Annotated in this window: 18 protein-coding genes and 2 tRNA genes; 14 read left to right on the forward strand and 6 right to left on the reverse strand. The window is 73.8% G+C overall.

The window, feature by feature from the left end; all coding sequences use genetic code 11:
* Window positions 1-105: 105 nt before the first annotated feature.
* On the reverse strand, window positions 106-678 hold the full coding sequence (locus tag SH587_RS20705; protein WP_320672553.1) for a type 1 glutamine amidotransferase domain-containing protein: 573 nt from the start codon (window positions 676-678) through the stop codon (window positions 106-108).
* A 248-nt stretch (window positions 679-926) separates the two neighbouring features.
* Window positions 927-1,637 carry a TVP38/TMEM64 family protein gene (locus tag SH587_RS20710; protein WP_320672554.1) on the reverse strand — a complete coding sequence of 237 codons (711 nt, stop codon included), beginning with the start codon at window positions 1,635-1,637 and terminating at the stop codon, window positions 927-929.
* Between the two features lie 125 nt (window positions 1,638-1,762).
* Here SH587_RS20710 and SH587_RS20715 point away from each other — a divergent pair, with 125 nt between their 5' ends.
* Complete coding sequence (locus SH587_RS20715) at window positions 1,763-2,338, forward strand: hypothetical protein (RefSeq protein WP_320672555.1); 576 nt, start codon at window positions 1,763-1,765, stop codon at window positions 2,336-2,338.
* Between the two features lie 18 nt (window positions 2,339-2,356).
* Here SH587_RS20715 and SH587_RS20720 read toward each other — a convergent pair.
* Window positions 2,357-2,430: transfer RNA gene (locus tag SH587_RS20720), tRNA-Val, on the reverse strand.
* Between the two features lie 109 nt (window positions 2,431-2,539).
* On the opposite strand from SH587_RS20720, the gene SH587_RS20725 reads away from it, so the two are divergent.
* Entirely contained in the window at window positions 2,540-2,878 is a 339-nt protein-coding gene (locus SH587_RS20725) for a hypothetical protein (protein WP_320672556.1), read from the forward strand.
* Between the two features lie 240 nt (window positions 2,879-3,118).
* Here SH587_RS20725 and SH587_RS20730 read toward each other — a convergent pair whose 3' ends face one another.
* Entirely contained in the window at window positions 3,119-4,774 is a 1,656-nt protein-coding gene (locus SH587_RS20730; RefSeq protein WP_320672557.1) for a hypothetical protein, read from the reverse strand.
* A 79-nt stretch (window positions 4,775-4,853) separates the two neighbouring features.
* Here SH587_RS20730 and SH587_RS20735 point away from each other — a divergent pair, with 79 nt between their 5' ends.
* Together SH587_RS20735 and SH587_RS20740 are read left to right on the forward strand one after the other, a co-directional pair.
* Window positions 4,854-5,771 (forward strand): glycosyltransferase family 2 protein, encoded by a 918-nt coding sequence (locus SH587_RS20735; RefSeq protein WP_320672558.1) that lies wholly within the window; start codon window positions 4,854-4,856, stop codon window positions 5,769-5,771.
* A 63-nt stretch (window positions 5,772-5,834) separates the two neighbouring features.
* Window positions 5,835-5,908 (forward strand) — tRNA-Asp (locus SH587_RS20740).
* Between the two features lie 46 nt (window positions 5,909-5,954).
* Here the strand turns inward: SH587_RS20740 and SH587_RS20745 are convergent.
* Window positions 5,955-6,626 carry a DUF899 domain-containing protein gene (locus SH587_RS20745; RefSeq protein ID WP_320672559.1) on the reverse strand — a complete coding sequence of 224 codons (672 nt, stop codon included), beginning with the start codon at window positions 6,624-6,626 and terminating at the stop codon, window positions 5,955-5,957.
* 113 nt (window positions 6,627-6,739) lie between these two features.
* Between SH587_RS20745 and SH587_RS20750 the strand changes: the two genes are divergently transcribed.
* Genes SH587_RS20750 through SH587_RS20760 form a run of 3 tightly spaced genes read left to right on the forward strand, consistent with a single transcriptional unit; the run spans window position 6,740 to window position 8,183 of the window.
* Window positions 6,740-7,300, forward strand: a complete 561-nt coding sequence (locus SH587_RS20750; protein WP_320672560.1) for an HhH-GPD-type base excision DNA repair protein — start codon at window positions 6,740-6,742, stop codon at window positions 7,298-7,300.
* A gap of 55 nt (window positions 7,301-7,355) precedes the next feature.
* Window positions 7,356-7,712 (forward strand): hypothetical protein, encoded by a 357-nt coding sequence (locus SH587_RS20755; RefSeq protein WP_320672561.1) that lies wholly within the window; start codon window positions 7,356-7,358, stop codon window positions 7,710-7,712.
* Between the two features lie 30 nt (window positions 7,713-7,742).
* Window positions 7,743-8,183, forward strand: a complete 441-nt coding sequence (locus tag SH587_RS20760) for an acyl-CoA thioesterase (RefSeq protein ID WP_320672562.1) — start codon at window positions 7,743-7,745, stop codon at window positions 8,181-8,183.
* A gap of 126 nt (window positions 8,184-8,309) precedes the next feature.
* Here SH587_RS20760 and SH587_RS20765 read toward each other — a convergent pair whose 3' ends face one another.
* A complete protein-coding gene (locus tag SH587_RS20765; protein WP_320672563.1) occupies window positions 8,310-9,050 on the reverse strand; it encodes a hypothetical protein in 741 nt (246 codons plus the stop codon).
* Between the two features lie 402 nt (window positions 9,051-9,452).
* On the opposite strand from SH587_RS20765, the gene SH587_RS20770 reads away from it, so the two are divergent.
* Genes SH587_RS20770 through SH587_RS20800 form a run of 7 tightly spaced genes read left to right on the forward strand, consistent with a single transcriptional unit; the run spans window position 9,453 to window position 21,212 of the window.
* The gene (locus SH587_RS20770) at window positions 9,453-10,769 is read left to right on the forward strand and encodes an MlaD family protein (protein ID WP_320672564.1); all 1,317 of its coding nucleotides are present in this window, start codon (window positions 9,453-9,455) and stop codon (window positions 10,767-10,769) included.
* Window positions 10,766-12,352, forward strand: coding sequence for an MlaD family protein (locus SH587_RS20775; RefSeq protein WP_320672565.1), 1,587 nt, complete (start codon window positions 10,766-10,768; stop codon window positions 12,350-12,352). The genes SH587_RS20770 and SH587_RS20775 overlap by 4 nt, the downstream gene beginning before the upstream one ends.
* Entirely contained in the window at window positions 12,349-13,821 is a 1,473-nt protein-coding gene (locus tag SH587_RS20780; protein WP_320672566.1) for an MlaD family protein, read from the forward strand. The genes SH587_RS20775 and SH587_RS20780 overlap by 4 nt, the downstream gene beginning before the upstream one ends.
* Window positions 13,821-15,347: an MlaD family protein gene (locus SH587_RS20785; RefSeq protein ID WP_320672567.1), complete on the forward strand. Its 1,527-nt coding sequence runs from the start codon at window positions 13,821-13,823 to the stop codon at window positions 15,345-15,347. The genes SH587_RS20780 and SH587_RS20785 overlap by 1 nt, the downstream gene beginning before the upstream one ends.
* Window positions 15,344-16,690: an MlaD family protein gene (locus SH587_RS20790; protein WP_320672568.1), complete on the forward strand. Its 1,347-nt coding sequence runs from the start codon at window positions 15,344-15,346 to the stop codon at window positions 16,688-16,690. The genes SH587_RS20785 and SH587_RS20790 overlap by 4 nt, the downstream gene beginning before the upstream one ends.
* Entirely contained in the window at window positions 16,687-18,186 is a 1,500-nt protein-coding gene (locus tag SH587_RS20795; RefSeq protein WP_320672569.1) for an MlaD family protein, read from the forward strand. The genes SH587_RS20790 and SH587_RS20795 overlap by 4 nt, the downstream gene beginning before the upstream one ends.
* Complete coding sequence (locus SH587_RS20800) at window positions 18,183-21,212, forward strand: lytic murein transglycosylase (RefSeq protein WP_320672570.1); 3,030 nt, start codon at window positions 18,183-18,185, stop codon at window positions 21,210-21,212. Before SH587_RS20795 ends, SH587_RS20800 begins: the two co-directional genes overlap by 4 nt.
* The last annotated feature ends 94 nt before the right edge of the window (window positions 21,213-21,306 follow it).

Here is a 21,306-nt window from a genome sequence, read left to right on the forward strand (position 1 = left end):
GTCCTGGATCGACGACGGAGCGCGCGGCGCCGCAGGGCGGGACGCGGGGCGGCGAGCTCAGGCGCGCATGGTTACACACCTGCAACTCGCCGTCGAGCCCGTGGTTCAGGCGCTGCGGGCCTGGGCCGGGTGGCGGCCCTCGGCGAACTCCTCGACGAGCTTCGCGTTGAAGGCCGGCAGGTCGCTCGGCGAGCGGCTGGTGGTCAGGCCCTCGTCGACGACCACCTCCTCGTCGACCCAGGTCGCGCCGGCGTTGCGCAGGTCGGTCCGGATCGAGGGGAAGGAGGTGACGATCCGGTCGCGGAGGACGTCGGCCTCGGCCAGCACCCACGGTCCGTGGCAGATCGCGGCGACCGGCTTGCCGGCGGCGAAGAACGCGCGCACGAACCGGACCGCGTCGTCGTCGGCCCGCAGCTGGTCGGGGTTGTGGACGCCGCCCGGGATCAGCAGGCCGTCGTAGTCGTCGGCCGAGACGCTGCCGGTGGTCTTGTCGATCCGCTCCTCGCCGGCGCGGTCGAAGTGGTCGAAGGTGATCAGGGTGCCGGGCTTCGGCGAGACGAGCTCGACGGTCGCGCCGGCGTCGAGCAGCGCCTGGCGCGGCTCGGTCAGCTCGACCCGCTCGACGCCGTCGGCGGCGAGGATCGCGATCGTGCGGTCGGTCAGGGGGCTGCTGGTCATGCGCTGCTCCTTCGATCGGGGGTCCGGAGGCCGGCCAGTACCCGACCCGCCGCGACCGATGCGTGAAGAGCGCCTACGCGCCAACTTTTAGTTGTGCTGGCAATTTTCGTCGGGATCGCTCGCCGGCCGCGTCTCAGTCAGTGAGCGTCCACTTCGGTGGGCGCACGGACCAGTGCGAGGCGCGCTGGATGGGACCAGGTCCAGGGGGTGCGGTCGACGATGGGGGATCTCGACCGCACCCCCCGGGCCTACCGCTCGCCCGTCGCCGGTCCCGCTGCTCGTCGCCGCTCGCGGACGATCACCCACCAGGCCAGCGCCAGGCCGGCCACGCCCGTCGTCACGTTGAGCACCACGCCCGCGATCGCGTCGGGGCCGGTCAGGTCGTCGGCGCTCGAGCCGAGCAGGGCGTAGGAGAGCGCCCGCGGGCCTCCGGCGATCAGCGTCCCGAGGGCCAGGTCGCGAGGGCGGACGCGGGCCAGGCCGAAGGCGTGCGAGAGCGGCCCGTCGGGGATCGCGGGCAGCAGCCGCTGGACGATCACCGCCAGCAGCCCGTTGCGGCGCGCGAACGCGGTCAGCCGCCGCAGCCGCTCGCCGGAGACGTCCTCCAGCGCCTCGCCGCCGACCCGCGACGAGAGCGCGTGGGCCAGCAGCGAGGAGAGGACGGCCGAGGCCAGCGCCAGCAGCGCCCCGGCGACCGCGCCGAACAGCAGCCCGGCAACGGCGGCCAGGGCGGCTCCCGGCACCAGCGCCGCGCCGAGGATCCCGGCCAGCAGCACGTAGGCGACCGGCGCGGCGGCGCCGAGCGGATCGATCCAGCCACGGATCGTGCCGGTGCCGAGGATCCCGCCGACGGCGAAGACGAGGCCGAGGGTCAACAGCCCGGTCAGGAGCCCGGTCAGGCGCAGCAGCGGACGACGCGCGGGAGCGTCGGCGTCGGGAGCGGGGGCCTGCGGCGGCACGTGGCCGCGGACCGTAGCCGACGCCGCGTCCGGCGGTCGGCGTGCGCGCCGGCCGTATCGGTGGTTCCACGGAACGTGGATCCGCGCCGTGAGAGCGGGGAACCGATCATCTAGGCTCGACCGCGATGCCCCCCAAGAACCTCCGCGCCCCCGCGCTCGCCGCCGCCTGCGTCGTGGCCCTCGCCCTGGGGGGCTGCGGCTCCTCGGACTCCGACGACGACACGACCGCCGCCAGCACGACGGCCGCGACCACCGCCAGCACGGCGACGACGACCGCGACGACGCCGACGACCGACACCGCCACGACCACCACCGAAACGACGGCGACCGGGACCACCACGACCGACGCCGACCCGACGGCGAAGATCGACCCCTGCTCGCTGCTGACCGACGACGACGTCACCGGTGCCGGCGGCAAGGCGGGCGTCCACCGTCCCGACAGCAACGACGTCGGGCGCGGCTGCAACTTCGGCGTGCTGTCGCTCTACGTCGGCGAGATCCACCCGAACTTCACGAAGATGGGCGGGATCAACGTCGACGGCCTCGGCGACGAGGCGTTCTACCGCTCGGACTGGCACGACATCCGCGTCCGCAAGGGCGACGTGCGGGTCGACGTCCGCTGCACCCTCTGCAGCGGCGACGAGCCGACCGTCCTCAAGACCCTGGCGGGCCAGGCGGTCGGTCGGCTGCCCGCCGGCTGACTCGGCGGCGGGGCGAGGTGGGCGCGGCCCGGCTCGAACGGGCGACCTTCCGGGTGTAAACCGGATGCTCTGGCCAACTGAGCTACGCGCCCCGGAACGGGAGGAGGGTACCGGCCGTGCGCGTGGCGCGCGCACGCGGTCGGCCGTTGCCCCGGTCGTCACCACGCGCCGCGGACGATGTTCTAGCCTGTGATGGAGCCCATGTCGGACACGTCGAAGATCGCGAAGAACCTGCAGGCGTTCCAGATGGCGATCAACGCCCACGATCGGGAGAACCCGTCGCACAACGCGTACGGGATCGGCCTCTCGGCCTTCGACATGGACCGCCTCGGCCTCGACGAGGGCGAGACGATCCTCCCCGGCATCACGATCCACTGCGACGCGGGCACCTCGGGCAACTTCCGGGTCCTCTGCGACGGCGATCACGACCAGGAGCTCGAGGAGGCCGAGGAGGAGGTCGTCGACGCCGTGGCCGTCCGCGCCGGCACCGCCGACGACGGCCTCGACTCCCGCACGATCCCGCCGCCCGAGGAGTGGTAGCGGCGGCCGGGCCGTCGGCGCCACGTGGTGGCGTCGCTGAGCGGTCCGGATCGGCGAGGGCAGTGACGAGACGGGCCGGCGATGCCGGCCCGTTCGTCGTTCAGGAGGCCTCGGGCGCTGGCCGGGCCGGAGCCTAGGCCGGGACGAAGCCGAGCCGGGGCCCTAGGCGGGCGAGCCGGGCCGGGGCCCTAGGCAGGCGAGCCGGGCCGGGGCCCTAGGCGGGCGAGCCGGGCCGGGGCCCTAGGCGGGCGAGCCGGGGGCGCCCGGCGCGGAGCCGTCGCCTGCGCCGTCGGCGTCCGCCGGGGCGGTGTCCGTTGCCGAGGCGTCGGCGTCGGGCGCGTCGGCCTCGGTCGCCGCCGGGGTCGCGTCGGTGGCCGAGGCGGCGTCCTCTGCCGGGGCCTCCGCCGCGGGCCCGTCCTCGGTTGCCGGCGCGGTGTCGGCGGTCGCGGGCGCGTCCTCCGCCGCGGGCGACGACGGCAGGTCGTCGGCCGGCTGCGGGGCACTGCCGGTCTCGGCGTCGGGCGTGACCGGGCTCGGAGCCGCGTCGTCCGCCGGCTGCGGGGCGACGCCGCTGTCGGCGGACGACGCGGCCGTGGCGGGCGCCTCGACCGTGGCGGGCGCGTCCTCGGACGCGGTCTCCTCGACGCTCGGGGCCTCGGGCGTGGGGGTGGGCTCCGGCTCAGCGGCAACCGCGGGCTCCGGCTCGGCCGGCGGGGCGGAATCCGCCTCGGCCTGAGCCAGCGCCGCGCGCAGCTTGGCGCCCAGCTCGCCGCCGATCCCGGACTCGCCGATCGAGTAGACGCCGCCGGGGATGCCCGGCTCGCGCCGCCGCCGGCCGCGGCGGTCGTCGTCGCCGCCGGGGCCGCCCGGCCCACGTCGGCGGTCGGGCCGCTGGTCGCGCGGGGGCGCCATCGCCGAGCGCACGTCCTGCGTGCGGGCGAGCGACAGCAGCGCCCAGGCGGCCTTCTGGTCCTCGCCGCCCTCGCCGCTGACGTCGACCCGGCGGGCGCGCTCGGCGAACACCTGCTGGGTCGGCCGGTCGCTCTGGAGGGCGGTGTTGACCCGCGCCACGCCCAGCCGCTCGGCCGCGGCCCGGACCTGCTCGCGCTGGTCGCTGGTGCCGGCGACCGCGGTCCGCGCGATCGGCAGGATGTCGCGGGCGCGGACGGCCGCGAGGATGATCCAGGCGGCCTGGTCGTCGGTCTCCGGCTCGGCGCGGTAGGCGCGGCGGCCGAACTCGCGACCGGAGGAGCCCTCGCCGGCGAGGATGTCGGCGACCACGAAGCGCCCGGCGGTGTCGACCGCCCAGGTGATCGCCTCCGGATCGGGATCCATCGCGCGCAGCAGCTCCAGCCGCTGGCGCAGGAAGACCTCGTCCCAGGCGAACCGGCGCGGACCCTGGAACCCGCCCTGGCGCCGACGGCGGGGACGGCGCTTGCCGCGGCGGCCCTCGCCCTTGCCCTGCTCGTCGCCGGCGGCCTGGCCCTCGCCCGTAGCCTGGCCCTCAGCCTCGCCCTCGGCGCTGGCCTCGCCCTCGCCCGCGGCCTCAGCCGGCTGGCCCTCAGCGGCGACGCCCTCCTGGCCCTCGGCCGGCGTGGAGGCCTCACCGTCGCTCGGCGCCTCCGCCTCGGGAGCGTCCGCGGCGGAAGCGCTCTCCCCGGCCGCCGGCGCGCTCGGCGTCTCCGGGGCCTCCGGCGGCGCTGCGTCGGCCGCCGGCGCGGCCGCGGCCGGCTCCGGGACCGCGCCCTCGGGGGCGGTCCGATCGGGCTCGGCCCGTGGAGCATCGTTCGCCGACGGCGTCGGCGGCTGCTCCGGGGTCGGCGTGGGCTCCGGGCGCTGCTCCTCCGCAGGGGCGGGGGCGCTGCTCTCCGGCTGGGTGTCGTCGGGCACCGGCACGGGACGCGAACGCTACCGGGAAGCCTGGTCGGACGCAGCCGTCACCGGTGGCGGGTCGGGGCGGATAGGCTCGGGCGCCGTGCGTGCCGGCGTCGTCCTCCCCGTTCGCGGGTTCAGCCCGTACCTCGTCCAGACCCTCGACGCGATCCTGGGCCAGACCGCGCCGCCGGCTGCGGTGGTCGTGGTCGACGACGGATCGTCGCGCCCGCTGGGGCTGCATCCGGAGCACGAGGGACGGGTCCAGCTGGTCCGCACCGAGCGCTCGCGCGGACCGGGCGCGGCCCGCAACGCCGGGGTCGCGGCGCTCCCGCCCGAGGTCGACGCGATCGCCTTCTGCGACCACGACGACGTCTGGGAGCCGGGCCACCTGGCGGCGCACGCGCGGGCGGCCCGGCGGCACCCGCAGGCGGCGATCCTGACCGGCGACACGGTGATCGTCGGGCCCGACGACCGGCCGACCGGCGAGCGATGGCATCCGCTGCACCCCGGCCCGCACCGTTCGTTCCTCGTGCTGCCGCTGGTCTACGAGCGGCATCCGCTCTGCACCTCGGCGACGGTCGTGCGGCGGGACGCGTTCGAGGCCGCGGGCGGGTTCGACGAGCAGCTGCGGCAGGCCGAGGACCTGGATCTGTGGCTGCGCCTGCTCGAGGCAGGCTCCGACCTGGTCGCGGTGCTGGGGGCGACGGTCCGCTACCGGCGGCACCCGGGCGGTCTGACCCACGACCTGGTCTCGCTGGCCGAGTCGCTGCTGCAGGTCCACCGGGCGCACGCGGATCAGGTCGAGGGCTCGGCCGCGCGGCGGGCGATCGCGGCCGACCTGCGGGGCCTGGCCGCCGGCTTCGCGCGCGTGGGCGAGCCGGAACGCGCGCGCGCTGCGCTGGCCGAGGCCGACGCCCTGTTGCCGCCGACGCCGGGCGAGCGACTGCGGCGCGCGCTGCTCGCGGTCCCCCTGGTGCGGTCGCGGATCGGCCGCGGCGCGCCCTACGGCGTGGCCTGAGCGGCGCCGCGCGGGGACCGGCGGACGCCCGCCGCCGGATTCGTGCATACTTCTCTGCCCCCAGGGGGCGTAGCTCAGTTGGTTAGAGCGCCGGCCTGTCACGCCGGAGGTCGCGGGTTCGAGCCCCGTCGCTCCCGCCTCTAGGGGAACCCCGCTCCGGCGGGGTTTTTTCGTTCCGGGGCCTCAGTCGTCCTGCCCGTAGCGGTCGTGCAGCCGCCACCACTCGTAGGGCGGCGTCTGCGGATGACCCTCGGGCGAGTCCTCCCACTGCTCCTGGCGGCCGAGGGCGGTCAGGTCGAGGTAGCTCCAGGTGCTGCCGACCGCCTCGTCGCCGCGCTCGTTGACGAAGTAGGTGCGGAAGACCTGGTCGCCGTCGCGGAGGAAGACGTTGGTGCCGTGCCACTCGTCGACGCCGAAGTCGCGGTCGAAGTCGTCGGTCAGGGTGTACCAGGGCATCGTCCAGCCCATCCGCGCCTTCCAGCGGGCGATCTCCGGCTGGCCCCCGCGGGAGACGAAGGCCAGCGTGGTGTCGCGGGCGTTCAGGTGCGCCAGGTGGGCGACCTGGTCGGCCAGGAACGAGCAGCCGCGACAGCCGCTGTCGGGCCAGTCGCCGACGCCGGGCTCGAAGAAGAAGCGGTAGACGATCAGCTGGCGACGGCCCGCGAAGAGGTCGGTCAGCCCGACCGGGCCATCGGGGCCCTCGAAGCGGTACGGCGTCTCGACCGCCATCCAGGGCATCCGGCGGCGCTCAGCGGCCAGCGCGTCGCGGGCGCGGGTCAGCTGCTTCTCCTTGACCAGCAGCGCCTGGCGCGCGGCCTCCCACTGGTCGGCGGGGACGATCGGTCGCTGTTGCACGGTTCGCTCCTCTGCGTCGGGGCCCCGGGGCGAGGCCGAGTCTCTCCGACAGCGACCGGCCGGCGGGACGGAACTCATCGGTCGCCGGGCGGTGACGCCGCTACGATCGGAGCGTGCCCGGTCCCGATCGCCTGTACTTCACGGATTCGGACGAGGCGAACGCCCTGATCGCCAGCGATCCGATGGCCCTGCTGGTGGGCTTCGTCCTCGACCAGCAGGTGACGGTCCAGAAGGCGTTCATGGGCCCGTTCGTGTTGCGCGAGCGGCTGGGGTCGCTCGACGCCGCCGCGATCGCCGACGCCGACCTCGAGGCGATCTTCCGCGAGAAGCCGGCGATCCACCGCTTCCCGGGCTCGATGGCCGAGCGGGTCCAGGCGATGGCCGCCCACGTCCGCGATCGCTACGACGGCGACGCGGCGCGGGTCTGGACCGACGCCGCCGACGCGGACGAGCTGCGGGCCAACCTCGCGGCCCTGCCCGGCTTCGGGGTGATGAAGGTCAAGGCGCTCGGCTCGGTGCTGGCGAAGCGGTTCGGGGTCGCGGCGGCCGAGCCGCTGATCCCCTGGCACCCGACGCTCGGCGACGTCGACTCGTCGCAGGCGCTCGCCGACTACCAGGCGATGAAGAAGGTCCACAAGAAGCAGTGGACCACCGCCGCGGGCCCGCCGGCCTGAGGGAGCGGGGGAGGGAGGATCCGGGCTCGCCGGAGACCCGGACTACAATAGGATCATGAACGTTTCTATTGCCGAGAGGCTGCGGAGGGATCGTCGTTGCGCTCGGCGACTCGTCGGTTCGGCCGCCGGCCTGGTGATCGCCCTGGGTGCTGTGGCCGGCGCTGACGCCGCCAGTCCCGGGCAGCAGTGCCGCGTCGAGTACGCGTACCCCTACGTCTTCGACAACCCCGATTCGGTGGTCTCCTGGTCGAGCGGCTTCATGTACGAGATGGCGTACGGCCAGTGGTTTCGCGTCGTCGCCTACGGTCACGAGTCGAACGGAGACCCGACGAGCTACTACGGGCACGGCGCGGGCAGGCCCGACGGCTACATCGGTCGCTGGACCATCGATCAGCCGTCGTGCAAGTCCTGATCGGGCAGGTCGGGCTGCTAGGAATCGTCGATGGCCGACGCCCCGACCCCGACCCCTGCCGACTTCCCTTACCTGCGGACGATCAGCACCCGCTGGAAGGACAACGACGTCTACGGCCACGTCAACAACGTCGAGTACTACTCGTACTTCGACAGCGCGATCAACACCTACCTGATCCGCGAAGGCGACCTCGACATCGCCGGCGGCCCGACGATCGGCGTCTGCGCCCAGTCGCAGTGCCGCTTCCTCGCCTCGGTCAGCTTCCCGGGGGACGTCCGCTGTGGCGTGCGGGTCGGCCGCCTCGGCCGCACCAGCGCCACCTACGAGTTGGGGCTCTTCGACGAGGCCGGCGCGCTGGTCGCCGAGGGCTCCTTCACCCACGTCTTCGTCGACCGCGAGAGCCGCCGACCGGTGCCGATCCCCGACGGGCTCCGTGGGGCGCTGGGGCGTTTGGTGGTCGGGAAGGGGTAGAACGACGACGGGCCCCTTCGCCGCAGCGGAGGGGCCCGTCGATCGGTGGCCGGCGCGCCTGGGTCGGGGCGCGCCGGCGGTTGCTCCCGGGGGGTCAGGCCGAGAGCGGTGCGAGCAGCGCGGGGGCTACTTGCAGGGGGTGGTGTCCGAGGTCTTCGTCGTCCCCAGCGGAGCGCCGGTGTCCTGGTCCTCGAGGTAGGCGGTCACCTCGAACGGCCACTTCTTGTCCTTCGGGCAGGACGAGGTCGCCAGGATGCTGCCCTTGCCGGCGGTCACCGCCAGGTCGGTCACCGCGATCGGCACGCCGCCGACGATCTGGAGCTCATCCGGGATCGTGACGTCGAGCTCGTAGGCCCACTTGCCCGACTTCTTGGTCAGCTTGCCGGGGGCGGGAGCACGGACGACGGCCGGGTTGTCGAGCGAGGTGTAGAAGTAGATGTTCTTCGCACCGCCGTTGACCACGCGGATGCTGGCGACGGTCGGATCGGTGTCGGCCAGGGCGTTCGCCTTGCCCTTGCCGAAGACGGCCTTGCCGCACTTCGAGGTCGGGAAGTCCGCCGAGGAGCTGAGCTGCGACAGGCTGCACTTCGGGTACTTGGCGCCGTTCCAGACCGAGCCCTTCGGGAAGAGCACCTTGATCCGGTTGATGACGGGTCGCTTCTGGCCCTCGGCCACGTTGACCCGGGCGCCGACCGTCAGCTTCTTCACCGCGCGCGGCTTCTTCTTCGTGCCGGCCTTGTTCGGCGACACCTGGACCTTGGTGACCTCGATGGTCGTGCCCGAGCTGGTCTGGGCGGCCGCGGGGCCGGCGATGACGGCCAGGCCGAGCAGGGCGGCGGCCGACGCCGCGAGCTTGCGATGGGGCATGGACTCTCTCCTCGTTGGAATTGGGGTCGGCGCAGGACTCTTCAGGGCCGGACCCTCGATTTCCGCACCGTACACGTTCGTCGATCTCTATGCGCAGGTTCGTATTCGAGCGGCGCCCGATAGCGACGCGGGCGTTCGCGTACGCCGTTCGGCCCGAGCTGTCATCTCCTCTGGACCAACGTATGAGCCGCGGCGCCCGTGATTCGGAGCGTTTCGGGCGCCAGGGCGGTGCCTGGTATCCGACGCAACCAAAACCCAATGAACGCCGATCGAATGGCCATGTGTATATTCACGGCGATCGGAGTGCCGAGTCGTTCGGCACTCCGAGAGGAGAGAGACCCCCTGTCGATGACGTCCCCCAACGGCCGGCGTGCGCGCCGCGTTGCGCCATTCGCGTTGGCGTTGGTCGTCGGCATCGTCCTGGCGATCACGCTCGGCGGAAGCGACTCCCGCGAGTACCGCCTGGTCTTCGACAACGCCAGCCAGATCGTGAAGGGCGGCGCGGTGCGGATCGGCGGCGTGCAGGTCGGGACGGTCCAGTCGATCTCGCTGACCCGCAACGACCTGGCCGAGGTCCGGATCTCGGTCGACTCGGCCTACGGTCCGCTGCGCGACGGGTCGACGGCGACGATCCGGATCAGCGGTCTCGGCAGCGTCGCCGGCCGCTACGTCGACGTGTCGCCGGCGCCCTCCTACCGCAAGCCGTTGGCCGACGACGCGGTGATCCCCGTCGATCGAACGACCTCGACCGTCGACGTCGATGCGCTCCTGAACGCGCTCGACGGCCGCACCCGCAAGGGCCTCCAGCGGATGGTCGGCGGGTTCGCGAGCTGGTACGCCGGTCGCGAGAAGCAGGCGAACGCCTCGGCGCAGGCGTTGCCCGCCGCGCTCGGCGGGCTGCGTCGCCTGAGCCAGGAGATCACCGGGCAGAGCGCCGAGTTCCAGCAGTTCCTGGTCCAGAGCGGGCGGGCCACGAGCGCGCTGGCGCGCGAGCCGGAGCGGCTGACGAGCCTGGTCGGCGGCGCGCGCCGGACCATGGAGGCGCTCTCGACCGAGACGGCCGGCCTCAGCGGGGTCCTCCGAGACCTGCCGACGGCGCTGCAGGAGGGCAGCGAGGGGCTGGCCGAGCTGCGGGCGTCGATCCCCGACCTCCGCGGCCTGCTGCGCGCCGCCGACCGGTCGAGCGGCGACCTGGCGCCGTTCCTGCGTCAGCTCCGCGGAACGACCGAGCGCGCGGTGCCGGTCGTCACCCGCCTCCGTCAGCTGGTCGATCGCCCCGGCGTCGGCAACGACGGGCTCGACGCGCTTCGCGACCTGCCGCCGCTCGCGGCGCAGGCGAGCGCCGCCTTCCCCCGCTCGAGCCGGGCGCTGAAGGACAGCACGCCGATCTTCTCCTTCATCCGGCCGTACATCCCCGATCTCGTGGCCTGGCTGCGGGGCTACGGTTCGGCGGCGGCGACCTACGACGCGCGCGGCCACTACCTGCGGTCGCTGCCGCTGTTCGACGCCTACCGCGTCGTCGACGGTCCGGACGGGCCCCGCCTGGAGCCGAAGCCGCTCGACGAGCGCGGGCGCAGCGATGCGGTGACCAACGGCAACCTCCGCCGCTGTCCCGGGACCGCCGCGGCGACGCCCGACGGCTCGGCGCCGTTCGTCGACGACGGGCCGCTCGCCAACCCGGACTGCGCGCCGGCCCAGCGGATCGGGGGCGGCGGATGAGCGACGGCAGCTTCCCCACCGCCAAGGAGGCGAACCGCCGCGGGCTCGTGCCGCTGCTGCTCACGCTGCTCGCGCTGGTGCTGCTCGGCGTCGTCGTGGCCCTGCTCAGCGGCGACGACGGCGACGACGGCGCGTACCGCGTGCGGGTCGAGTTCGACAACGGCAGCTTCCTGGTCACGGGCGAGGACGTGAAGGTCGCCGGCGTGATCGCCGGCACGATCGAGAAGCTCGAGCTCAGTCCTCAGAACCGCGCGGTCGCCGTGCTGCGGATCGACGATCCGGCCTTCATCCCCTTCCGGTCCGACGCGACCTGCGCGATCGGGCTCCAGTCGCTGATCGGCGAGCAGTTCGTCGACTGCAAGCCGACGCAGCCGCGGGCGGAAGGGCGTCCGCTGGCGCCGAGCCTGGCGCGGATCGAGCGCGGCGACGGCGCGGGACAGCACCTGCTGCCCGTCGAGCGGACCACCAGCGCCGTCGGCATCGACCTGATCGGCAACATCAACCAGCTGCCCCAGCGCGAGCGGCTGCGGCTGATCGTGGCCGAGTTCGGGGCCGGCGTCGCGGGCAACGGCGAGACGCTGCGCAAGGCGATCATCCGGGCCAACCCCGCCCTTCAGCAGGCCGACCAGCTGGTCACCATCCTGGCTCGCCAGAACCGCACGATCGATCGGTTGGTCTCGGACTCCGACGCGGTGCTGCGACCGCTCGCCGAGCGACGGGCCGACCTCGGCTCGTCGTTCGACCGGATGGGCGACGTCGCGGAGGCGACCGCCGAGCGCGGCGACGACCTGGAGCGGGACATCGAGCGGCTGCCGGCGTTCCTGCGCCAGCTGGAGCCGGGCGCGAAGCGGATCTCGGCCCTCATCGACCAGGCCGATCCGGCGATCGCCAGCCTGTCGCGGAACGCGCCCCAGATCAACCGGTCGATCTCACTGCTCGGTCCGTTCGCGCGGGCCGCGACCCCGGCCTTCGTCTCGCTCGGCCGCCTGGCCGATCGCGGCCGCGTCACCCTGCCGCGGATCCGGCCGCTGGTCGACCGCTTCGCCGCGCTGGGCACGCCGCTGCGGCCCGCGATGCGCGAGCTGAGCGCGCTCTTCGGCAGCCTCGAGCGAGCCGGCGGCATCGAGTCGCTGATGCAGCTCATCTACTTCTACACGGGCGCGCTCAACGGCTTCGACGGGACCGGCCACTACACGCGGGCGAGCCTCCTGGTCAACGGCTGCCTCGATCGGCTCGCAAGCTCGAGCACGTCCGACGGCACGTGCCGCTCCTGGCTCGGCGGTCAGCTCGGCACCGGCGCGTCGTCGGACCCCGAGGCCGAGGCGCGGGCCTACGCACGCCAGCTGCGCAGCAGCCCGCCGCCGCCGGTCCTGCCGACCTCGGCCTCGGTCGCGGCGGAGAAGAAGGCCGCTGGCCGATCGCGCGACGCCGAGGATCACCCGGCCGGCGGCGACGAGGCCCCGTCGACCGAGCGCCAGCACAAGGACGATCGCGAGCGACCGCTCGCCGGAGATGATCCCGCGCGCGTGAAGCGAGCGCTCGAGGCCCTGCTCGGCGAGGCACCGAAGGAGGCCAAGCGATGAGCGAGCGTCCGCCGCTGCGGGGCCGTTCCGCCCTGGTCGCCAATCCGGTCCTGGTCGGCGCGGCGGGGATCCTCATCACCCTCGTCGCCTTCGTCCTCGCCTACAACGCGAACAGCGGGCTGCCGTTCGTCCGCACCTACGACGTCGCGGTCGACGTGCCGGACGCCGCTGGCCTGGTCGCGGGGAACGACGTCCGCAAGGGCGGCGCCCGGATCGGTCAGCTCGGCTCGATCACCCCGATCGTCGGACCGGACGGACGGACCGGGGCCCGCCTGCACCTCAAGCTCGACCGCTCGTCGGGGAAGCTGCCGGTCGACTCGCGGATCGCGATCCGCCCGAAGTCGCCGCTCGGTCTGCGCTACGTCGACGTGACCGCCGGCCGCTCGTCGCGGATGGTGCCGCAGAACGGCCGGATCGCGCTCGATCGCGCGGCGCCGGCGCCCGTCGACTTCGACGATTTCTTCAACACCTTCGATCCGCCGACCCGGCGGGCGTCGCAGGAGAACCTGGTCGAGTTCGGGGCGGGGTTGGCCGGCCGCGGCGCGGCCCTGAACCGGGCGATCGTGGGCCTGCTGCCGCTCGTCACGCACCTCGAGCCGGCGGCGCGCAACCTCGTCCGACCGGAGACGGGCTTCGCGGTGCTGTTCCCGGCCCTCGCCCGCGCCGCCGCCGAGGTCGCGCCGGTCGCCCGCGAGCAGGCCCGGCTGTTCACCGCGCTGCGGCAGACGTTCGCCGCGCTCAGCAGCGTCCGGACCGACCTGATGGCGTCGATCAGCTACGGCCCGCGCGCGCTCAAGGCCGGCACCGAGGAGCTGCCGAAGCAGGCGGCCTTCATGCGCAGCTCGACCGCGCTCCTCCGGCGGCTGCGACCGGCGTTCGCCTCGCTCTCGGCCGCCGCGCCGGATGCGGCGGCGGCGTTCGCAGCGGGAACGCCCGCGCTGCGTCGGGCACCGGCACTCAACCGGCGCCTGATCGGCACGCTCGGCGATCTCGAGCGGTTCAACGACGACCAGCGCGTTCACACCGGGCTGCAGGCGCTGACCAACACCGCCGTCACCGTGCGTCCGCTCAGCTCGTTCCTGGCGCCGGCCCAGACGGTCTGCAACTACGGCGGGGTGCTGCTGCGCAACCTCGCCAACGTGATCTCCGAGGGTGACGCCGTTGGCGCGATGCTGCGGGTCTCGGCGGTCGCGCCGAGTCAGGTGCCGGCCAGCGAGGTCGGACCCTCCGCCGTTCCCTCCTCGGCCGCCGACCCGGATCGACGCGGGGCGGCGAAGGACAGCTACCTGCACAGCAACCCCTACCCGAACACCGCCGCACCGGGCCAGCCCCGCGAGTGCGAGGCCGGCAGCGAGAGCAAGGTCTACCGGACCGGGGCCCCGCTGATCGGCAACGTCCCCGGCCTCCAGGGCGTGGCGACGACCACGACCGGCCGCTGGAAGGCCGCGTCGGCGAAGGGCGGCCGCTGATGGCGCAGACCACCCAGGGCGTCTGGATCGAGCGCTTCGGCAACGTCAAGGCGGGGATCTTCACGATCGCCCTGGCGCTGATCGTCGTCTACTTCATCTTCAGCAAGGCGATCCCCTTCCAGTCCCACTACGAGGTGAAGGCGGTCGTCCCGACCTCGAACCTGATCGTGCCGGGCAGCCAGGTCCGGATCGCCGGCGTCAACGTCGGCAAGGTGATGGCCGTCGGCCGCTACCGGCAGACCAACCTCGCGCAGATCACGATGCGGATCGACGACGAGGGTCGGCCCATCCGCCGCGACGCCGAGCTCAAGATCCGGCCGAAGCTCTTCCTCGAGGGCAACTTCTACGTCGACCTGCGCCCTGGCACCCCCGGGACGGCGGAGCTGCCCAGCGGTGGGACGATCCCCGTCGCGCAGACGGCGACCCCGGTCCAGCTCGACCAGGTCCTGAGCCCGCTGCGCGGCAACGTCCGCACGGGGCTCCAGCAGACGCTGCAGGGCTTCGGCGACGCGCTCGGGTCCAAGCCGACGGCCGCCGAGGACGCGACCCAGGCCCCGGTGGTGCGTGGCCTGACCGGTGGCCAGGCGATGAACGAGACGCTCCGTTCGAGCGTGCCGGCGCTGCGGGACGGGGCGATCGTGACCGACGCGCTTCGCGGCACCGAGCACGGCGACCTGGCCCGGGTCCTGCGCGGGTTCGGACGGGCCGCCGGCGGACTCGCTCGCGACGAGGGCGCGCTGACGTCGCTCGTCCGCGACTTCGACACGACCGTCGGCGCGACCGCGCTCCACGCCGCTGGGCTGCGGGCGACCGTCCGCGAGCTGGCCGCCGTCGCGGCCACCGGACGGGTCGCGTTCGCCGACCTGCGACGGGCGCTCCCGCCGAGCCGGCAGCTGGCGCGAGCGCTCGCGTCCGGCCTCGACGAACTGCCGGCGACGATCGTCGCCGCCCGTCCGTGGCTGACCCAGGCCTACCCGCTGCTGGGGAACGCCGAGTTCGGCGGGCTGGCGCGCGACCTGGCGCCGGCGATCGGCAACCTCGCCGCGTTCACGCACCAGAGCCGCAACCTGGTCCGCAACACCGACCTGCTGGCGCGCTGCGCCAGCGACACGCTCGTGCCCACGGCCAAGCTCCCGGTCCCGGACGGCGACCTCTCCACCGGCTCCGAGAACTACAAGGAGCTGTGGTACGCGATGGTCGGCCAGGCCTCCGAGGCCCAGAGCTTCGACGGCAACGGCACGCTCCTGCGGCTGCCCACGATCGGCGGTGGCCCGGTCATCCGCAGCGGCACCACGATCGCCGAAGGCAAGGCTTCGCGCAGCGTCTCGCCGATCCGCTCGGCCGGCACGCGGCCGGTCTACCCCGGCGGCAGGACGCCGCCGCTGCGACGCGACGTCCCGTGCTACCGCGCCGGCGTCCCCGACCTGCGCAGCGCCACCGGGCCTGCCGACGGCTCGCGTCCGAACAGCCCGGTGCCGTCGCGCCCGAACCTGAACCCGCTGCCGCCCGAGGAGCTGGCGCCGTGAAGCGCGCGATCCGCTTCCACGGGACGCAGGCGGTGAAGCTCGTCCTGCTGATGATCCTCGGCGTCGCCGTCGGCGGCTACATCTTCGGCCACCAGAACTTCGTGCCGCCGAGCTGGTTCCCCTTCGTCGGCAAGGAGCACTTCTACCTCGACGCCCGGTTCGAGACCGCCAACGGCGTCGCGCCGGGCCAGGGGCAGGCGGTCACGATCTCGGGGATCCGGGTCGGGGACGTCGCCGGCGTTCGGCTCGACCGTGGCGTCGCCGTGGTGCGCCTGCGGATGGGCCCGAAGCACGCGAAGATCTACCCGGACGCGAGCTTCCTGCTGCGGCCGAAGACCGGCCTCAAGGACATGGTCGTCGAGGTCGATCCGGGGACGCCCGCCGCGGGGGCGCCGCTGAAGGACGGCGCGACGGTCAGCAGCGCGTTGACCGCGCCTGACGTGAACCTCGACGAGGTGCTGGCCAGCCTCGACAGCGACACCCGCGCCGAGCTGGCGAACCTGCTCAGCGAAGCCGGGGTCGCGCTCGGCGGTTCGGGTGGTCGGGCGCTGGCGCGCGACCTGCGGCGCTTCACCCCGCTCTCCTACCACTCCGCCGAGGCGACGCGGCTCGTCGCCCGGCGCAGCGGGCAGCTGCGGCGTCTGGTCCACAACCTGGGCTTGATCGCCGACGAGCTCGGCAACCGCGACCAGCAGCTCGCGCGGTTCGTGCGGTCGAGCGCCGACGTCTTCCGGCGGTTCGCGAACCAGAACCGCAACCTCGGCGAGGCGCTCGACCGCTTCCCGGCCGCCCTCCGCGCCAGCGACGAGGCGCTGGGCAAGGCCAAGCGGTTCGCCCGCACGCTGCAGACCGCGTCGCCGCGTCTGCTGCCCGGCGCCCGCGCGCTCCCGACGGCGATGCGGGATCTGCGCCCGTTCCTGCGCCAGACGACGCCGGTCCTCCGCGAGCAGCTGCGGCCGTTCTCGCGCACGGCCCAGCCGACCGTTCGGGCGCTCGCCCCCGCGGCGCGCGACCTGGCCGCCGCGGCGCCGGACCTCGACCGGGTCCTGCGCGTCTTCAACGCGCTGACCGACACGCTGGCCTTCGATCCGCCCGGCGAGCAGAAGGGCTACCTCTACTACCTGCCCTGGGCGAACCACAACACGAACTCGGCCCTCGGCAGCCAGGACGGCGTCGGTGCGCTCCGGCGGTCGATGGTCTACCTGCCCTGTGGCGCGCTGAGCCTCGCCGACGTGGTGGTGAAGAACAACCCGACGCTCGGCACGCTCCTTCGGCTGCTGACGGTGCCGACCTACGACCAGACCTGTCGCGGAACGCCGGACAAGGATGACAACAAGGGATGATCAAGAAGCGTCCCACCATCCCGCAGATCCTGGCGATGATCGTCTTCGCGCTGTCGAGCTTCGGCTGTCTGCTCTTCCTCTGGGTCTCGTTCGGAGGGCCGGTCCCGCTCAAGCCCGAGGGCTACCGCTTCTCCGTCCTGCTCCCGGAGGCGACCCAGTTGGCGACCACCGCCGACGTGCGGATCTCCGGCGTCAACGTCGGCAAGGTGGTCAAGATCGAACCCGGCGTCCAGAACCGGACCCGGGCGACGATCGAGCTGCAGGGACGGTTCGCCCCGATCCCACGCAACACCCGCGCCATGCTGCGGGCCAAGACGCTGCTCGGCGAGACCTACCTGGAGCTCGCGCCGAGTCGCAACGACCCCGGCGGGACGCTGCCCGAGGGCGGGGCGCTCCAGAGCTCGCGGGTCGAGTCGACGGTCGAGCTCGACGAGATCCTGAAGACCTTCGATCCGAAGACGCGCGCGGCGTTCCGGGTCTGGATGCAGTCGCAGGCGCAGGCCGTCCGCGGCCGCGCCGCCGACTTCAGCGCCACCCTCGCCGAGCTGCCGGAGTTCGTCGACGAGATGGGCCGGTTGAGCGCGCTGCTCGACGCCCAGCAGGACGCCGTCCGGCAGTCCGTCTCCGGCACCGGCAAGGTCTTCGGCGCGATCAGCGCTCGCGACGGCGATCTGCGGGGACTGGTTCGGGCGAGCGAGCGCACGTTCTCGCTGCTGGGGGCGCGCAACCGTGACCTGGCCGCGATCTTCCAGCGGCTGCCGCGCTTCGAGCGGGAGACGGCGGCGACCCTGCCGGCGTTCACGCGGCTGGCCCGCGAGGGTCGGCCGATCGTCCAGCGCCTGCTGCCGGCCGCCGACGAGCTGGGCCCGACCTTCGACGCCCTGCAGCGGCTCAGCGGTCCGCTCCGCGGCTTCATGGAGCGACTGGGGCCGCTGGTCACGGCATCGGAACGGGGCGTGCCCGCGCTCCGGCGGCTGCTCGGCGACCTGCCGCCGCTGCTCGAGGACTTCCAGCCCTTCCTGCGCCAGCTCGATCCGATGGTGCGCTACCTCGGGCAGTACCGTCGCGAGATCACCGGGTTCGCGGGCAACCTGGCCGCGGCCAGCCAGGCCCGCCAGCGGTCCGTGGGCGGTGGGGCGCCCGTCAACTACCTGCGCGCATCGCAGACCCTGAGCCCCGAGGGGCTGGCCTTCCAGCAGCGGCCGCTGGGCCAGTCGCGCCGCAACGCCTACGTCAGTCCCGGCGGCATGGGACTGCTGGCGCAGGGGCTGACGTCGTTCTCGACCGCCAGCTGCGCCAACCCCGATCCGCCGGCGCCGACCGCCAGCATCCCGGAGGGCCTCGAGGACCTGGTTGGCGCCTACGTCTTCCGGAACCTGACCGGTGGCGAGGTGCTGCGGCCCGGGTGCAAGCCGCAGGGGCCGCAGCCCGGCTACGGCACCGCCTACCCGCACCTGACGGCCGACCCGCCGGTGCAGCTGAAGGGAACGCGATGAGCCCCGACCCGACCGACCTGGCCGCCCAGCATCGCCCGGCCCACGCCTCGCGTTCCGGGCATGCGCGCGGCGGCCTGTTGGCCGTGGTTGCGGGCGTGGCCCTGGTCACGCCCGCGGCTGCCGCGGCCGAGGGCGCGGACACCACGCCGCTGCCGGCCGCGTCGACGACGACCGCGCCCGCCTCGACCGAGGCGACGACGCCGACGGAGACCACCCCGTCTCCTGAGACGCCGACCGAGACCACGCCGACCCCGCCGCCCGCCACGCCCAAGCCGGGTCGCCGGCCGGGTCGCTCCGACCCGCTGGCCGTCGATGGCGGTGGGCAGAAGCGCGAGGACGCCCGCAAGTCGGTCAAGAAGGCGCGGGAGGCCGCTGCGCGCGAGCGCGAGCAGCGTCGCGAGGAGAAGCGTCGCCGGGACGAGCAGCGGCGCGCCGGAGACCGCGACGCCGACCGAGAGTCGGGCGGAACCACGCCGGACGGGACGACGCCGGGCGATGCGTCGGCCGACGCCGGCGATCCGCTGCCCGACGCGCCGACGGCGGTTCCGAACCTCTTCCTCGACCGCTTCCGGATCCCGCCGTTCCTGTTGCCGATCTACCAGGCGGCGGGCATCCAGTACGGGATCCGCTGGGAGATCCTGGCCGCGATCAACGAGATCGAGACCGACTACGGCCGCAACCTGAGCATCTCGACCGCGGGCGCGCTGGGCTGGATGCAGTTCATGCCCGCGACCTGGGACACGTACGGCACCGACGCGAACGGCGACGGCAAGGCCGATCCCTACAACCCGGTCGACGCGATCTTCTCCGCCGCCCGCTACCTGCGCGCCGCGGGGGCGGATCAGGACATCCGCAAGGCGATCTTCGCCTACAACCACGCCGATTGGTACGTCCGCTCGGTGCTGCTGCGGGCGCGGCTGATCGCCGGCTTGCCCGCCGATCTGGTGTCCTCGCTCGCCGGTCTGACCCAGGGGATGTTCCCCGTCGACCGTGCGGCGACCTACGACGGCGACGACGCGATCGAGGCCTCCCAGAAGACCGCCAAGGGCAACAACGCCGCCCGGCCGGTCGAGTCGAGCCAGCGTCGCTCGATCGAGATCCGCACCGCTCCCGGGGCGGCGGCCGTCGCGGTCCAGGACGGTGAGGTCACCCGGGTCGGCGAGAGCCCGCGCCTGGGCAAGTACGTCCAGCTGCGCGACGTCTACGGCAACGTCTACACCTACGCGCACCTGAAGTCGGTCGAGGCCTACTACCCGGCGCCCAAGGATCCGGAGGCCGACGCCGACCGCGGCGCCGAGCCCGATCAGCCGCCAGCCGATCCGAAACCGACCCGACCCGCGACCGCGGGCACGGTGAAGCGCGGCGCGGCGTCCGGGGCGGGGGAGGAAGACCGCAAGGAGCCGCTGAGCTCGAGGCCGTCGCCTTCGCCTGCCGCTGACGCGGAGGTGGCGACGACCGCGGTCGACGCATCGCGACCGGCCGCCGCACCGCTGCCGCCGCACGGGCCGCTCAGGGGTTTGCCGCTGGCCAAGGCCGGCCTCGCCGCCCCGAAGCCGAAGACGAGGCCGCGCACCCCGGTGGCCGAGGATCCGGCGAACCCCGAGCCGGCGGCGGACGGCACGATCGGCGTCGTCGATTCGAGCCCGCGGCCGAAGCTGCGCGTGCTCGCCAACCCGGGCCGTCGGCAGCGCGCCGAGGCGAACCCCGGGGCGCTGCCGGTCGACGGTCCCACCCCGGGCGCCGAGCGGAGCGCGCCGGCGAAGCGGCCCGCCGGTACGCGCGTGCGGGCGGCGATGGCGATCGATGAGTCGGCGACCGTGGCGGCGGACGCGGATGCGGCCCGCGAGCGGACCGCGCCGGACTCGAAGCCGCGACGGTCCCGGCGGCGGGGGAGCCCGGTGCCGCCCCCGACCAGCAGCCTGCCCCCGCTGCTGCCGGTTCCGGGCGTCCCGGAGCCGATCGGCGACACGTCGGGCGGGCAGCAGAGCCGGACGCCGGACCAGACGCCGGTCGAGTCGGAGAAGCCGGCTCCCGGCGCCGAGGTGGCCACGGTCACGCCGGGGCCGTACGCGCCCCCGACCGACAGCCTGACCACGGGCGACGGCCAGCTGCCGGCGATCGGCGATCGTCCCGACCTGGCGGCGCTCCACGGGCTGAAGCCCGAGCAGCTCAGCTACCGGCCCCTCAAGCGTGGCGCGCGGGTGCTCGCCGGGACCAGCCTCGGACGCGTCGGCTCCGGCACGGACGATGGCGAGGTCGACGGTCCGCCCGATCAGGCGGGGCGGATGACCTTCGAGATCCGGCCGGCGGGTCGCGAGGCGCCGCGGATCGACCCGAAGCCGATCCTCGACGGCTGGAAGCTGCTCGAGTCGACGGCCGTCTACCGGGCCAAGGGCCGGTCCTTGTTCGGCACGGCGGGGGCGGGCCAGGTGCTGCTGATGAGCAAGGCGCAGCTCCAGCAGCGCGTGCTGGCGGACCGGAACCTGAGCATCTACCCCCAGGGCCGGGCCGACATCGAGGCCGGCGCGATCGACCGGCGCGTGCTGGCGACCCTGGAGTACCTGACGGCGAACGGCCTGAAGCTGACGATCACCTCGCTGCGTTCGGGCCACGGCTACCTGACCGCGTCGGGCAACGTCTCCGAGCATTCGTCGGGCAGCGCGGTCGACATCGCGGCCTTGAACGGCATCACGATCACGCCCAAGACCCAGGGTCCGGGCACGATCACCGAGTCGACGATCCGCCTGCTGCTGCAGCTGCAGGGCGCGATGAAGCCGCACCAGATCATCAGCCTGATGACCTTCTCCGGGACCGACAACACGATGTCGCTGCCGGATCACGACGACCACATCCACGTCGGCTTCCGTCCCCAGGCGACCGACGACCCGAAGCTCGGCCGCCAGCTGGCCCGGATCCTGAAGCCCGGCCAGTGGGCGCGCCTGATCAGCCGACTGGGCGAGATCGACAACCCGAAGGTCCTCACCCAGCCGTCGAAGTACGCGGTGCGGGTGAAGCGGGGGCGGTAGCGAAAGTGAGGGCGAAGGCCCCGCTTCCTGAAGGGCTTTTCGAGGGGGGCGCTAGCGCCCCCCTCGGCGTTGCACGCGCCGGCAAACGCCGGTT

The sequence above is a fragment of the Patulibacter defluvii genome, assembly GCF_034096925.1.
Taxonomy (GTDB): domain Bacteria; phylum Actinomycetota; class Thermoleophilia; order Solirubrobacterales; family Solirubrobacteraceae; genus Patulibacter; species Patulibacter defluvii.